This is a genomic window from Acetonema longum DSM 6540 (assembly GCF_000219125.1).
GTDB lineage: Bacteria > Bacillota > Negativicutes > Sporomusales > Acetonemataceae > Acetonema > Acetonema longum.
The window spans coordinates 51,377-65,592 of sequence record NZ_AFGF01000050.1 but is presented as its reverse complement, the minus strand read 5'-3'; the positions used below and the strand labels follow the sequence as shown (position 1 = coordinate 65,592).

Here is a 14,216-nt window from a genome sequence, read left to right as displayed (position 1 = left end):
CTCCAGTTACACCTTACCTATTCTGCCGGGGAGCCTGCCGCATGTCTCAAAATTTCAATCATTGCCGCCGGTTTGGTTCAGACAGGCAAACAAGTCATCTTCATTTTCGGCTGCCAGCAGTTTGGCTTTTTGGTCGGCATCCATGAGCATGATCGCCAATTCACTCAGCAAGCTCACATGATCTTCCTCATTTCCCGCAATGCCAAAGGCCAGGAATACCGGCTTACCGTCGCTCCACTCAATACCCCGGGGAATCTTGAGGGCGACGATGGCCGCCCGGTTGACCAGACTGCGGCTTCCTTCCGTACCATGAGGAATGGCCACCCCTTCGGTAATATAGGTGCCCACATCCTGTTCCCGTTGATGCATTGCCTGTACATAAGCCGGTTGTACCGCCCCGGCCTGAACAAGCTGACCGCCTAAAAACTCGACCACTGCTGTTTTATCGCGAAAATCAGTCTTGATAAAAATCAGATTACGCTCAAACCGCATGGTATCCGCCTCCTTATGGATTAGATCAATTGACCGGCTGGATCAGATGGATCAGGCCGAGGGACCTTTTCGCCAGTATCAGCAATGGCTGATTATTTCATCATACACCGGAGTGTTGATAAAATCCTGTACGCCGTATATTCTCGTTCCGGGGGCTGCAGTCTGCCGTGCCCGTTCCGTCAATCCTGTCGCTGTCAGAACGATATCTGCGTCCTGGGGTATTTCATTGACTGCGCTATGGACAACCAGGATATCGGTTTTTCCTGCCTGGGAGAGTTTTTTCTTCAGTACTGAAACTGCCATTACCGACGATCCCATACCTGCTTCGCAGGCGAAGACAATTTTTCTGACCGGTCTTTCGTTGGTGGCCAGGGTTTCGCTGTTGCCAGCGTCATATGTCTGGGCCTTGGTCGGTTTCATGGATTTTACCGTCTGCTGGGCTCTCTCAAAGTCCTCACCGCTCTGATCGTCCACATTGCCGCTATACCTGCGGACCAAGGGGCTGGAAACAAGGAATGATACTGCTGCGCCAACAGCAATGCCCGCCAGGACTCCCAGAAAATCGCCTTTAGGGGTCATCGCCAATTCGGCAAAGATGCTTCCCGGCGAAGGCGTGGCGACTAATCCGGCATTCAGCAGCAAGAAGGTTAAGTTGGCCGCTATGCCGCCGGCAATCACCCCAATAATAGTTAAGGGATTCATCAGCACATAGGGAAAATAGATTTCATGAATACCGCCAAAAAAGTGAATGATAATCGCTCCGGGCGCGGATTGTTTTCCCATGCCCTTGCCGAATACCCAGTAGGCCAGCAGCAAACCAAGACCCGGTCCCGGGTTGGTTTCCAGCAGAAAGAAGATCGATTTGCCGAATTCCTTCACTTCCGCTACACCGATAGGCGAGAAGACTCCGTGGTTAATGGCGTTGTTCAGGAATAGCACTTTGCCTGGCTCAATCAGTATGGCTAACAGAGGCAAGAGCCTGGCTTCGGCGATGGTTTTGGCGGCGGCGCCGAGAAAGGCGGTAATGCTTGCGACGATAGGGCCTACCAGGTTGTAAGCCAAAAGTACCAGCAGCATCCCCAGGATGCCGGCGGAAAAGTTGTTGACCAGCATTTCGAATCCGGTGGGAATCTTGCCTTCGACCGCTTCGTCCCACTTTTTAATCACCCAGCCGCCAAGAGGTCCCATGATCATGGCCCCCATGAACATGGGAATAGAACTGCCAACCACGACCCCCATGGTTGCAGCGGCCCCGACAACGCCGCCCCTGGCGCCGTAGACCAGCCTGCCGCCGGTAAAACCGATCAATATGGGTAAGAGATAGGTAATCATTGGTCCTACCAGAGTGGCTAGGGATTCGTTGGGGACCCAGCCAGTAGGAATGAAAAAAGCAGTGATCAGACCCCAGCAGAGAAACGCCCCAACATTGGGTATCACCATACCTGCCAAAAAACCGCCGAACTTTTGTACTCTTTCTCTCATGTTCTCCCTCCTTACACTTTCACCCTTCTTATGACTATTGGCAACAGCTGCCCGCTCACCTTCTTTCATGCATTCAATCGTTTTGGGTTAATTTTCAAGATTGATTTGATCGTTTATGACCGATTGTAATCGTTTGTGATCATTATAAAATTATTTCGGCATGTCGTCAAGATAATTCTGAAAATAAAGGAAAAAAGCTGCCCCCATCATAATCATGATGGGGGCAGCTTGGGCGTCGTTTTTAGTAACGACGGCTGTTGTTTTGGCTGTAGCAGTCCCGGCAGTAAACCGGACGATCACCGGTGGGGCGGAAAGGAACTTGGGTCTGAACGCCGCAGGCCGCACAGGTTGCGTCGTGCATTTCCCGCTGCTGACCGCCGAAACCGCCGCGGCTGCCGCCACGATTGAATCCGCCGTTGTTCTGTTTGCGGGCTGCCCGGCAGTCGGGGCAACGGCCGGGTTCGTTAGTGAACCCTTTTTCCGCAAAGAAATCCTGTTCGGATGCGGTGAATACAAATTCGGCGCCGCAATCGCGGCAGGTCAAAGTTTTGTCTTGAGCCATGAATAGTAGCCTCCTCAAATCTATTACCCGAATAGCAAATGGAGATTCATCGGGACTTCTCCTACTAACGTATAGTTTGAGAAGGCAAAATGACAACCTCGTTTGATATTATGTAGGCATCTCTATTATAGCCTACATTCAGGGGAAGCGCAAAGAAAACTTAAAAAGATCCTGAACTATCCGGGTACCTGGATTATTCTGCCCCAATTCAAGGCTGTTTCATACATTTTGCTATTGAAACCAATACAGACAGAACAGCAGGATTTTACGAAGCTGCCGCATAACAATATACATCACCTTTATTTTGATTCTACGATTGGGATGACACAGATGTATATTTATCTGGACATTGCAGCGGGATTCCAGTGTGAAATGTGCGGTTCCTGCTGCCGCAACGACTGGGTGGTAACAGTTGACGCGCAAAGTTTTTCCCGCAATGCCCGCCTGTTTGCAGCTGCAGGGCGAGAACAGGAATTCGCTAAGGCTTTTATCCGGATTTGCGCAGAGAGCAGTCCGGGAGAGTATGCCTATATCGCCAAACAACCTGCGGGAGGCTGCTGGTTTTTGCAGCCGGACCAGCTTTGCCGGCTGCATAGAGAGGCAGGGCATGCGCATCTGGACTCGGTGTGCCGGACCTTTCCCCGCTATCCGCTGGATACGGCGCGGGGACTGGAACTGACTCTGAGCTTTAGTTGTCCGGCTGTTATCCGGCTGGTGAGCCGGCAGCAGCCCCTGGCCATTGTGCGCTCCGAACAGGCGCCACTGGCAGTCATGCCGGATAGTTGCGTGGCCCAGGTTTATCCCCAGCAGTATTCGGACCGGCATCCGCTTTATTACTATTTTGAACTGGAGCATCACTTCATTGATATCCTGCAGTGCCGGCTCATGCCGGTTCAGGCGCGGGTGAATCTGCTGTTCCAGACTGTAGAGGCCATAGGCCGTTTGGACAGGCAGAATTCGCTGCACCAGGACCTGAACCGGCTGATATACAGTAATTATGTGCGCATGGACAAGGTTGATCCCGCACAGCCGCCCGATATGGCGGATATCCTGACCGAGCATTTTCTGGTGAATTTTGTTTTTAAGAAACCCTTTTATCTCTGCGGACTGCAGCCGGGAGCGCGCTTAGTGCAGCATTTTTGCAGCCGGATTAACGCAGCCCGGTCCGGGATCATCGATCCGGCCGTCAATTGGCAGAAGACCAAGGAATGCATCATGGAACTGGAGTTTCAATACGGTCATAATCGCAAGGCTTTATACGCAGGCAATCAATAGAATCAGGAAGAGACGGAGTGAGAATATGAATCGCAAGGCTGTTACTTGGCTTTATGAGCAATTGCCTAAGTTAGTGGCGGAGGGGGTTATCCCGGCGGAAAGCGCCGATGCGCTGCGAAATTTTTACGGACCGGTCGACCAATCCCGAAAGAGCCGCCGGCTGATCCTGAGCATCTTTGCCGTCACCGGCGTGGCCCTGGTAGGTTTAGGAGTCATTTTGATCCTGGCCCACAACTGGGACCAGTTGACCCGGTTTAGCCGCATGATGATTGGGGTGGGAATGCTGCTGGCAGCGCAATTTCTGGCAGGATGGGTTCTCTGGCGTCAGCCGGACAGCAGGGCCTGGCGGGAAGGAACCGCTACTTTTCTGACTCTGATGATCGGCGCCTCCATAGCGTTGGTGGGGCAGACCTATCATTTGTCCGATGACTTTGGCGGCTTTTTGCTGACCTGGATGCTGCTGTCGGCGCCGCTGGTGTATCTGATGCGGGTCCACATGCCGGCGCTGCTGTATTTGGTCGGTATGATCCTTTGGATTGATAACGGCGACTACGGCATGGGGGGCAAGCAGACAATCTGGCTGCTCCTGGCGGTGATGCTGCCTCACTACCGGCTGCTGCTGCGGGACCGTTACGGTAACCCGGCGGTGATCTTTTCCTGGGTTTGGCTCTTCATTCTGGCTCTTTGCTTTGGCCTGGTTTTGGAGGACTATATCCGGACATTAGAACCGGTCATGTACACACTGCCTTTTACCATCTCCTATTTCAGCGGTTTATTGTGGTTCCCCGATGCCCCGGTTAATTGGCGCAATCCTTATGCAATCGCCGGATTGGCCGGCTGCGTGATACTGTCCGTTGTTGCCACCTTTCATGATGTCTGGATCGGTATGGGACATATCCTGGAAGGGATGGGAGGGGCGGAAGGGACACTGGCGGCAGCAATGCTGCTATTGACCCTGGCGCTGGGTTTGGCCCTGCACCACAGGCGATCCCGGCGGCATTGGCTGTGGGGAAGCGGTCCGATATTGACGGTGATAGGGGTCCTGCTGGCTGCTTGGGACCGGAGTGGTATTGCCTCGGCCATTTTATTCAATAGCTACCTTCTGGTGCTGAGCGTGTATATCATTATCCGCGGCGTCAAAGAGGAAAAGCTGGGCATGCTGAATGGGGGCATGCTGATGCTGGCCTTGCTTATTGTGCTGCGGTTTCTGGATATTGATCTCAGCATCATTGCCCGTGGTTTGGTATTTGTTGTTCTGGGGCTCATTTTCCTGGCAGCCAATCTGATCATGGTGCGCCGTAAAAAAGAGGTGGCAAAATGAACAAGAACAGACGGATTTTCTCGTTGTTTGTTATTTTGGCTCTTATTCAGCTCTCTGTGCTTCTCTTTATGGTTCTGCGTTGGGAGGATGTGCTGACCAACGGCCAGCAGTACCGGCTGCCGGCGGAACCGGTAGACCCGTATGACCCATTTCGCGGCCGTTACGTTGATATCCGGGTCCGGGGAAATACCGAGGGGCCCATTGCAGAAGGCGCCAGGCTGCAGAGCGGACAAACAGCCTATGTCCTATTAGAAAAAGATGCGAAGGGCTTTGCCAGGATTCGCGCTGTCACAGACAAGCGTCCCGCCGGCAGTGACTATATCCAGACAAAGGCCGGATGGATTGAAGACGGGGACATAGTCCATTTCAAACTGCCGTTTAATCGCTTTTATATGCGGGAAGACCTGGCGCCGGCAGCTGAAAGGGCCTACCGGAAGCAAGCCAGAAAAAACGGCGTTATTGCGGTAAGGGTCAAGGATGGCTACGGTGTTATAGAAGGGCTATATATTGGCAAACAAACCATTGGCGAATATCTGTTGTCCCCTGAGACGGCGGATGAAGACCCGGAGGAATAAAAAGAACAGTCTGCCGACGATGGGGAGACTGTTCTGGCTGATGAGGTTTATTCGCATCAGGCTAAGATATGTTTGGAAGACTTTTGAAATTCTTGATATAATAATAAAAAAGCGGCAAGGAGGACAAAACCTGTGAATTTTAAATTCTATCACAATAACTTTAACGTATTGGACTTGCAGAGAAGCCTTGATTTTTACAGTGAAGCTCTGGGCCTGACAGAGGTGAGGCGCAAAGAGCAGCCCGGCTTTATCCTGGTATTTCTGGGAGACGGGGGGAGAACCCCTCACACCTTGGAACTAACCTGGCTGAAAGACCGGACTCAGCCCTATAACCTGGGCGAAAATGAGTTTCACCTGGCTTTTACCGTAGATGACTATCAGGCGGCTTACGAAAAACACAAAAAAATGGGCTGCATTTGCTACGAGAATCCGACCATGGGGATCTACTTCATCTCCGATCCGGACGGTTATTGGCTGGAAATCCTGCCGGAGAAACGGTAAGGCTAAAAATAACGGAAACAAAGAGGGACCAGGACAGGGGCAATGACTGTGGTGATCAGGCCCATGAAAATCATAGCCAGGCTGGCGATGGAACCTTCCAGGGAGCCGGTCTCGTAGGCCCGGGCTGTACCTGTTCCATGGGCCACGATGCCAAACAGCATGCCTTTGGTCAGTGGTCTTTCAATGGAAGCCCATTTCAGCATCATGGAGGTTAATACGACGCCGGTTACCCCGGTGATAATCACGAATACAGCGGTGATCGCCGGGTCTCCTCCCAATATCTGCGCCACATTCATGGCCATCGGCGTGGTAATGGAACGGGGGGCCAGACTGGTGGCGAGCTGAGAATTCAGCCCCACCAATTGGGAGATTCCCACTGTTGTGAGAATGGCCGCCACCGCGCCGCCGGTTACGCCGGATGCAATCTCCGGCATATACCGCTTCAGAATATCCCGGTATTTATACAGAGGAATGGCGAAGGCCACCGTAGCTGGCTGCAGCATCAAAGTTAGGTAATGCCCGCCTGCGTCATAGGCCGCATAAGGAATATGCAGCAGTGTTAACAGCAGGATCAGAACAGCCGGACAGATAATTAACGGTGAAAGAAGGATATGGGGATATCGGCGGTAAAGCCATTTGGAAACTAAATAAACCGTAATGGTAAACAACAAGCCAGGGATCATGAGCATGCGCCTCTCTTTTTTTCCCGATGCCGGCTGGTCAATTCGATAAGAGCCCCGGCAGTAAGCAGGATCAGTATGGTGCTGGACACGATAACCAACAGAAAGCTGGTCAGTTCACTTTGAAACAGGTCCTTGTATTGCATGACGCCGATGGCGGCAGGGATGAAAAAAAGCAGCAGCTCGGCGATGAGAAAATTGGCGCCTGCCTCAATCCACTCCAGCTTGACCCACTGCCGTTCCATCAACAAAAAAAGCATTCCCATTCCGATCAGGGAACCAGGGATGCCGATATTTAATACCTGTGCTATACTATTGCCAAGCAGGCTGATGCCGCATAAAACAGTGATCTGACCTGCTATATTCAGCCATTTCATTATAGATTTCACTCCTTTTGTGTACCTAGTTTACAGCAAGGGCCAAAAAGAATAAAATACTTGTAATGTATTGCATCTATGCGGCAAAGTTATACAGTACTTTCTAGCGAGGGTTCGGATTTGGATATACTGCACTTAAACTACTTTCTCGAAGTGGCCCGCCAGAAAAGCTTCACTAAAGCCTCACAAACCCTGCGGGTCAGTCAGCCGTCCATCAGCAAAGTGATCAAGACCCTGGAAAATGAACTGAATGTCACTCTCTTTGAACGGTCCGGCCGGGAGGTGGAGTTAACCGATGCAGGCAAAGCCATTGTGCGGCAGGCCCAGCATGTGGTTAACGAATTTCACACCCTGACCGCTGAACTGACCGATCTGTTCAACCTGAAAAAAGGCGAGGTTATCATCGGTCTTCCCCCCATGATCGGCTCGCGCTTTTTTCCTAAGGTGATCGGCAATTTCCGACGGACCTATCCCCAGATTCACCTGAAGCTGATTGAAGTGGGTTCCAAACAGGTGGAGGCGGATGTGGAAGCAGGGGTTTTGGAATTGGGCGTGGTCGCCCTGCCTACAACCATCAACGGCTTTGAGGTTTTTTCCTTTGTTAATGAACCCCTGCGGGTGGTGCTGAATCAGGATCACCCGCTGGCGAATCATACGGCATTGACCTTGCTGGATCTGAAGGATGAGCCTTTTGTACTCTATAAGGATGATTTTTCGTTATATGATCATATTCTCTTTCACTGCCACGAAAGAGGCATGACGCCGTCCATCGCCTGCCAAAGCTCCCAGTGGGACTTCATCGTCGAAATGGTCGGCGCCCGGTTAGGCATCGCTTTGCTGCCGGAAACAATCTGCAAAGAACTGGACCCCCATCGCTTTAAGAGCATCGCCCTGTGTGACCCGGTGATTCCCTGGAACCTGGCGATTATCTGGAAAAAAGACAAGTACCTCTCGTTTGCGACGCGGGAATGGTTACGACTGGCCAAAAGCTATTTTTTGGCCCGATGATTTTTTATGGGAAATAGGAGTAGGAAAATCAATGAAAAAAATAAAAGCCATTATTTTTGACCTGGATGGAACCCTTGTTGACAGCGAACCCAATTATTTCGCCTCGGACAAAAGGCTTCTGGCCGAATACGGCATTCCGGATTTTGACGAGGCAATGAAAAACAAATATGTGGGAATCGGATCCCGGGAGATGCTGGAAGACCTGAAGCAGATCTATCCTATTACAGAATCGATGGAAGTCCTGCTGCGCAAAAAGAATGATTATTATCTGGAAATCGCCCGGACCGGTACAGTGGCTTATCCGGAAATGATCAAATTTTTGCATCTGCTGAAAGACAGCCATTACCCGGTAGCCCTTGCCTCAGGATCTTCACCGGAAGTCATTGAACTGGTATTGTCGGTAACCGGCTTGACGGGTCAGTTTGATGTGGTCCTTTCGGCGGAAAATGTAAAGCGGGGCAAACCGTCGCCGGATATCTTCCTGGAGGCTGCCCGGCGTCTGGGAGTGCCGGCGGAAAACTGCCTGGTGGTGGAAGACTCCCGCTACGGGGTGGAAGCCGCCCAAAACGCCGGGATGTATTGCATCGCCCTGCCTTGCCTGGCGGCGGATCCTTTGCCTGACTGCTTCGGCCGGGCTGATTTTCTATGCCGAAACGGCATTGCTGATTTTACGGCGGAAAAAGCCTTTGCCTGGGTGACAGGATTGAGTGAACAAAAGTAAGCGGGAATTTGCAAAAAATAGCGATGCTCTCTTGCTTTTTGCCGACAATTTCTGTATCCTTAAAAATAAGACTATATCTTGGCTGTGATGGACCAATAAGTACCTGATACAACCTTTTGACAGCGATCCGGGAAGAGTGGGAGCCCGGGAAAAGGCATCGGTGAAACGGCAGTCCGGAGCTGATTTTTAAGGGGATGCACCCTATTGCACGGTGCGTCAAATAGGGTGGAACCGCGGGTGCAGCAGCTCTCGTCCCTATGGCCGGATTCGATTCGGCCGTAGGCGGGAGCTTTTCTGTTTTTATTATCCGGAATAAATAATAGGAGTGGAATGAGAATGAGTGTGACTATGGACAAAATCGTATCCTTGGCAAAACATCGGGGCTTTATTTTTCCCGGTTCCGATATCTACGGCGGCCTGGCCAATACCTGGGATTACGGCCCCCTGGGCGTGGAACTGAAAAACAACGTAAAGCGGGCCTGGTGGCGCAAGTTTGTCCAGGAATCCCCCTATAACGTAGGCTGTGACACGGCTATTCTGATGAATCCCAAGACCTGGGTGGCTTCCGGCCACGTTGGCAACTTTAACGACCCGCTTTTGGACTGCAAGCAATGCAAGGCCCGTCACCGGGCCGACAAGTTGATTGAAAACGAGCTGGCTGCCAAAGGAATCGAAAGAGATATCAACGGTCTGAAATTCGATGCACTGAAACAACTGATCGATGAATACAAAATCGCCTGCCCTGAATGCGGCGGTTACGATTTTACCGACATCCGCCAGTTTAACCTGATGTTTAAAACCTTCCAGGGCGTCACCGAATCCAGCCTGAACGAAATCTACCTGCGGCCGGAAACCGCCCAGGGCATCTTTGTCAACTTCAAGAACATTCAACGGACCATGCGCAAAAAGGTCCCCTTTGGCATCGGCCAGATCGGCAAAAGCTTCCGCAATGAAATTACCCCGGGCAACTTCACCTTCCGTACCCGGGAGTTTGAACAAATGGAATTGGAATTCTTCTGCAAACCCGGCGAAGATCTGCAATGGTTTGAATACTGGCGGAGCTTCTGCCGGGAATGGCTGCTGAAATTAGGCATGAAAGAAGAAAATATCAAGCTGCGGGATCATTCCCATGAGGAACTGTCTCACTACAGCAACGCCACCACCGACTTTGAATACAAGTTCCCCTTCGGCTGGGGCGAACTGTGGGGAGTCGCCGACCGGACCGATTTCGATCTCAAACAGCACATGCAGCATTCCGGCGAAGATTTCCACTATCTCGATCCGGAAACCAACGAAAAGTACATCCCCTACTGCATTGAACCCTCTCTGGGCGCTGACCGGGTGACCCTGGCCTTCCTGATTGACGCCTATGAAGAGCAGCAGCTGGAAAAAGACGACGTTCGCACCGTACTGCACCTGCATCCGGCCCTGGCGCCTTACAAAGCGGCCATATTCCCCTTGTCCAAGAAACTGTCCGACGGCGCCCTGAAGGTGTTCCAGGACCTGGCCAAATCCTTCATGGTGGATTACGACGAAGCCGGCTCCATCGGCAAACGCTACCGCCGCCATGACGAAATCGGCACGCCTTTCTGCGTAACCTACGACTTCGACTCGGAAACCGACGGCCAGGTCACAGTACGCGACCGGGATACTATGGAGCAGGTGAGGATGCCGATTAGCGAGCTGAAAGGGTATATTGAGGCTGGATTGGCGTTCTAGGATGGCCACTCGGAGACTCTGAACACGCAGGTCCTACAGGAGAATTTGAGTTAAATAAATCCCTCCCGTGTTGCCCAGAACCAATGAAAACGGACATTGCAAGAAAGCCCCCAGACGTAGGATAATGACTACGACTGGGGGCTTTGTCATGGGTAGAAGGTATACCAAAATAGGCATGCTGGAAAAAGAAATCGACGAAATGATAGCGCAGGGGAAAAGTCACAGGGAAATAGAAAAGTATTATGGCTGGAAGGAGATCGACCCGTACACAATTTTTTGAAGCGATGCAGGCGCAAGGAAGAAAAAATGATGGCTGGAATTGAAATTCGTCCTAAAGGTCGCCCTTCCAAAAGGTACAAGAAAGCCGGAGAAGAGAAGGATTATGAAATACAACAACTGCGCATGGAAAACAGGCTGCTGCGGGATTTTCTTCAGCTCGCTGGAAGGAGGTGAGAGCGGTGGTGAAATACTTGACGATCTGGCGACATCGTGACAACTATCCAATTCAGGTGATGTGTCGATTCTTCGGAGTATCCCGGAGTGGGTATTATGATTATGTGAATCGAATGGGCAGACCAGACCGAGATGAACTTCTGTCTGTGCGAATTGCCCAATGCCAGGAGAAAAGCCGGAAAACCTATGGCTACCGGCGAGTACATATTTGGCTGGAGAGACAGAGAATCTACCACAATCCCAAAACTATCTTGCGGATGATGCGAAAATATGGCCTGCTCAGCGAAGTGCGCCGCCGCAGGAAATACAGAACGATGGGACAGCAGCTCCACCGATATGACAACTTACCAAACCGTGATTTCACAGCCGTTCAGCCAAACCAAAAGTGGGTAACGGATATTTCGTATATCCACACCTCTCAGGGCATACTGTACCTGTCAGTGATCCGTGATCTGTTCGATAACAGCACGTTGCCCACAGAACCGCCACTCAGCGAACTGTGAATCTGGTACTAAATACCGTAAAGATGCCCATAGAAAGAGAGCGGTCACTGGGGAGATCCACCTCCACAGCGACCGAGGCTATTAATTTTATACCTCACACGCATATTTCAGCCTGACTAAAGAGTACGGGATTACTTCTTCCATGTCAAGACGGGGCAATTGTTATGACAACGCTATGGCAGAAAACTTCTTTTCCATTCTTAAGTCTGAGTGCATTTATCGGCAAAAGAGCCTCTCTTTTCAGCATGCTGTTAATCTCATTGATGATTATATCTGGTTCTACAACAATGAGCGAATTCAAATAAGTACAAAACTGACGCCACTTGAAAAGCGGCGTCAGTTCGCGTAATTTCACGATTTCCTGCCTCCGGGGCTTTTATTCTCTGTCTGGTCGTTCTGGGGCTCTACACCATGCCCAGACGAGAGAAGGGGCTTGTTTATTTTATCGCGAATCAATGTTATGGGATATGACTCCGTAAATATCGCTTTGTTACAATGATTGAGGATTCCATTCCACAAAATTCTTGACATTTTTATCCAATCTGACTATAATGGAAATCACTCGATAGGAGGTATTGCTATGTTTGATTCACAAATCAATATCCCGCGTAAAGCCTATATGGATTGGTTGCTGCGTTGGAAAGACCGGCAGATCATTAAGGTTGTATCTGGCGTCCGACGTTCGGGAAAATCGACGCTGTTTGAGTTATATCGCTCCCATCTTATGCAAATCGGTGTTGCCGAGCGGCAAATCATTGCGTTAAATTTTGAAGATATCGCCTATGAAGACTACCTCGATTACCGCAAACTGTACGCCTTCATTGAAGCCCGATTGCTGTCTGACCGGATGAACTATATTTTTTTGGATGAAATCCAGCATGTCAACAGCTTTGAGCGAGTGGTGGACAGCTTATTTATTAAAAACAACTGTGACGTATATATAACCGGCTCGAATGCGTATTTTATGTCCGGAGAGCTGGCCACCCTGCTTTCCGGACGCTACGTCGAATTGAAGATGCTTCCGCTTTCATTTTCGGAGTTTTATGAAGGATTGGCCCTGCACGACCGGCAACTGTCCAAAGAAGAGGCCTTTCAGGCGTATTTAACCCAAAGCTCTTTTCCCTACCTTTCCCGTTTTCCCGGAACATCGGCGGAGACATTGGATTACCTACGCGGAGTTTACAACACTGTTTTGCTCAAGGATGTGGTGGCGCGTTTGCGTATTCCCGATGTTAACGCTCTGGAAAATGTGGCAAAATTCCTTTTGCACAACATCGGCAACAAGATTGCCCCGACCAAAATTGCCAACACGCTGAAGTCCGATGGCAAAGGCGTTGACCCTAAAACGGTTGACCGCTATATACGCGGCCTGACGGACAGCTTGCTGCTGTATGAAGCCAATCGGTTCAATATCAAAGGACGGATGTATCTATCCAGCCAGAGCAAGTATTATTGTGTAGACACCGCACTGCGCAACGCTTTTGTGCGCGGAAAAGAGAGCGATGCCGGGCATGTCCTCGAAAATGTCGTCTATTTGGAATTGCTGCGCAGAAGCGGACGCGTGTTTGTCGGCGTGGCGGATAATGAGGGTGAAGTGGATTTTGTGACGGAGGACGGCGACAGTTTAGCTTATTACCAAGTGGCTTGGACGGCCTTGGACGAAAGCATATTACACCGTGAGTTGACACCCTTGCGCCGTATCAAAGATAACCACCCCAAAACCTTGCTGACGATGGATGTCCTGTTCAGCGAAGGGAATTATGATGGCATCCTCAAACGGAATGTGCTGGATTGGCTGCTGGAAGGCTGGGTTACCGTTCCTTCTGCCCATAAGTCTTAAACTTCTCCAGAACTACATCCATTTGACTGTCGGACAAAATTACCGGTTGACCGGCGGTTTTTGTCAGATAGTAAATTTGGGCGCAGAACTCCGTTTCCTCCGCCGTCTGAAAGGCGCGGACAATATCCGGCCCAACTGCCAGCAGGCCATGATTGCCCAGCAGCACGGTGTAATTGTCCTCCATGGCGGCAAAGGCGGCTTCGGCTAATTCCCGGGTGCCAAAGGTTTCGTAAGGTGTGCATTTCACCTGTCTGCCGGCAAAGCCGATGAGATAGTGAGTCGGTTCAATATTCCAGTGCAGGCAGGCCAGGACCGCAGCGTACAGGGAATGGGTATGGACCACCGCCTGGATATTGGGCCTCCGTCGGTAAAAGATACAGTGCATCTCGAATTCGCTGGAAGGTTTTCTTCCGCCGTCGGCCACATGCCCGGCCAGATCCAGCACTACCACATCTTCCGGCAGGGTTTTAAAATATTCCAGTCCGCTGGGACTGATCGCCATCAATTGTTTTTCCGGATTATAGATGCTGATATTACCGCCGGTCCCCTTTGTCAGGCCGGTGGTAATCAGTTTCTGGCCATATTCTACGATCAGTTCCCGCTCTTTCTGAAGCAGCATGCGGTTTCCCCCTTGTCACCTGAGTTTCTGATATTTACTACCATACCATGTTTCCCCGGTGACAATCAAGTTGCGCAGAAGTGGACCG

Annotated in this window: 18 protein-coding genes; 12 read left to right on the top strand and 6 right to left on the bottom strand. The window is 50.9% G+C overall.

The features are described 5' to 3' along the window. Window positions 1–54 precede the first annotated feature (54 nt). The 3 genes from ALO_RS06245 to ALO_RS06235 all read right to left on the bottom strand — a co-directional run bounded on the left by ALO_RS06245 (window position 55) and on the right by ALO_RS06235 (window position 2,536). Window positions 55–492 (bottom strand): PTS sugar transporter subunit IIA, encoded by a 438-nt coding sequence (locus tag ALO_RS06245; RefSeq protein WP_004573140.1) that lies wholly within the window; start codon window positions 490–492, stop codon window positions 55–57. A 78-nt stretch (window positions 493–570) separates the two neighbouring features. Continuing rightward, a complete protein-coding gene (locus tag ALO_RS06240; protein ID WP_004573139.1) occupies window positions 571–1,974 on the bottom strand; it encodes a PTS mannitol transporter subunit IICB in 1,404 nt (467 codons plus the stop codon). Between the two features lie 241 nt (window positions 1,975–2,215). Continuing rightward, a complete protein-coding gene (locus tag ALO_RS06235; protein WP_004573138.1) occupies window positions 2,216–2,536 on the bottom strand; it encodes a zinc-ribbon domain containing protein in 321 nt (106 codons plus the stop codon). A 330-nt stretch (window positions 2,537–2,866) separates the two neighbouring features. Between ALO_RS06235 and fliB the strand changes: the two genes are divergently transcribed. The 4 genes from fliB to ALO_RS06215 all read left to right on the top strand — a co-directional run bounded on the left by fliB (window position 2,867) and on the right by ALO_RS06215 (window position 6,208). Next, entirely contained in the window at window positions 2,867–3,811 is a 945-nt protein-coding gene (fliB, locus tag ALO_RS06230) for a flagellin lysine-N-methylase (protein ID WP_004094006.1), read from the top strand. Window positions 3,812–3,836: 25 nt separating this feature from the next. Further along, window positions 3,837–5,132, top strand: a complete 1,296-nt coding sequence (locus tag ALO_RS06225; RefSeq protein ID WP_004094005.1) for a DUF2157 domain-containing protein — start codon at window positions 3,837–3,839, stop codon at window positions 5,130–5,132. Beyond that, complete coding sequence (locus tag ALO_RS06220) at window positions 5,129–5,707, top strand: GDYXXLXY domain-containing protein (RefSeq protein ID WP_004094003.1); 579 nt, start codon at window positions 5,129–5,131, stop codon at window positions 5,705–5,707. Before ALO_RS06225 ends, ALO_RS06220 begins: the two co-directional genes overlap by 4 nt. 132 nt (window positions 5,708–5,839) lie before the next feature. Next, the gene (locus ALO_RS06215) at window positions 5,840–6,208 is read left to right on the top strand and encodes a VOC family protein (RefSeq protein WP_004094000.1); all 369 of its coding nucleotides are present in this window, start codon (window positions 5,840–5,842) and stop codon (window positions 6,206–6,208) included. Between the two features lie 2 nt (window positions 6,209–6,210). Here ALO_RS06215 and ALO_RS06210 read toward each other — a convergent pair whose 3' ends face one another. Both ALO_RS06210 and ALO_RS06205 read right to left on the bottom strand, forming a co-directional pair. Further along, entirely contained in the window at window positions 6,211–6,891 is a 681-nt protein-coding gene (locus ALO_RS06210; RefSeq protein ID WP_004093998.1) for an LrgB family protein, read from the bottom strand. Further along, a complete protein-coding gene (locus ALO_RS06205; RefSeq protein WP_004093996.1) occupies window positions 6,888–7,265 on the bottom strand; it encodes a CidA/LrgA family protein in 378 nt (125 codons plus the stop codon). Before ALO_RS06205 ends, ALO_RS06210 begins: the two co-directional genes overlap by 4 nt. Window positions 7,266–7,385: 120 nt before the next feature. On the opposite strand from ALO_RS06205, the gene ALO_RS06200 reads away from it, so the two are divergent. From ALO_RS06200 to ALO_RS06180, 8 genes are all read left to right on the top strand, one after another. Next, window positions 7,386–8,273, top strand: a complete 888-nt coding sequence (locus ALO_RS06200; RefSeq protein ID WP_004093994.1) for a LysR family transcriptional regulator — start codon at window positions 7,386–7,388, stop codon at window positions 8,271–8,273. A gap of 31 nt (window positions 8,274–8,304) precedes the next feature. After that, a complete protein-coding gene (locus tag ALO_RS06195; RefSeq protein WP_004093992.1) occupies window positions 8,305–8,994 on the top strand; it encodes an HAD family hydrolase in 690 nt (229 codons plus the stop codon). A 336-nt stretch (window positions 8,995–9,330) separates the two neighbouring features. Continuing rightward, a complete protein-coding gene (locus ALO_RS06190; protein ID WP_004093990.1) occupies window positions 9,331–10,713 on the top strand; it encodes a glycine--tRNA ligase in 1,383 nt (460 codons plus the stop codon). Window positions 10,714–10,861: 148 nt separating this feature from the next. Continuing rightward, window positions 10,862–10,993, top strand: coding sequence for a hypothetical protein (locus ALO_RS23435; protein ID WP_004093987.1), 132 nt, complete (start codon window positions 10,862–10,864; stop codon window positions 10,991–10,993). A 26-nt stretch (window positions 10,994–11,019) separates the two neighbouring features. Next, window positions 11,020–11,166: a hypothetical protein gene (locus ALO_RS22375; RefSeq protein WP_169313130.1), complete on the top strand. Its 147-nt coding sequence runs from the start codon at window positions 11,020–11,022 to the stop codon at window positions 11,164–11,166. 5 nt (window positions 11,167–11,171) lie between these two features. Then, entirely contained in the window at window positions 11,172–11,669 is a 498-nt protein-coding gene (locus ALO_RS22035; RefSeq protein ID WP_004093984.1) for an IS3 family transposase, read from the top strand. Window positions 11,670–11,811: 142 nt separating this feature from the next. Continuing rightward, window positions 11,812–12,018, top strand: a complete 207-nt coding sequence (locus ALO_RS23755; RefSeq protein WP_169313129.1) for an IS3 family transposase — start codon at window positions 11,812–11,814, stop codon at window positions 12,016–12,018. Between the two features lie 231 nt (window positions 12,019–12,249). Next, window positions 12,250–13,509, top strand: a complete 1,260-nt coding sequence (locus ALO_RS06180) for an ATP-binding protein (RefSeq protein ID WP_004093980.1) — start codon at window positions 12,250–12,252, stop codon at window positions 13,507–13,509. Here ALO_RS06180 and ALO_RS06175 read toward each other — a convergent pair. Next, window positions 13,481–14,128 (bottom strand): L-fuculose-phosphate aldolase, encoded by a 648-nt coding sequence (locus tag ALO_RS06175; RefSeq protein ID WP_004093978.1) that lies wholly within the window; start codon window positions 14,126–14,128, stop codon window positions 13,481–13,483. The genes ALO_RS06180 and ALO_RS06175 overlap by 29 nt on opposite strands. Window positions 14,129–14,216 lie beyond the last annotated feature (88 nt).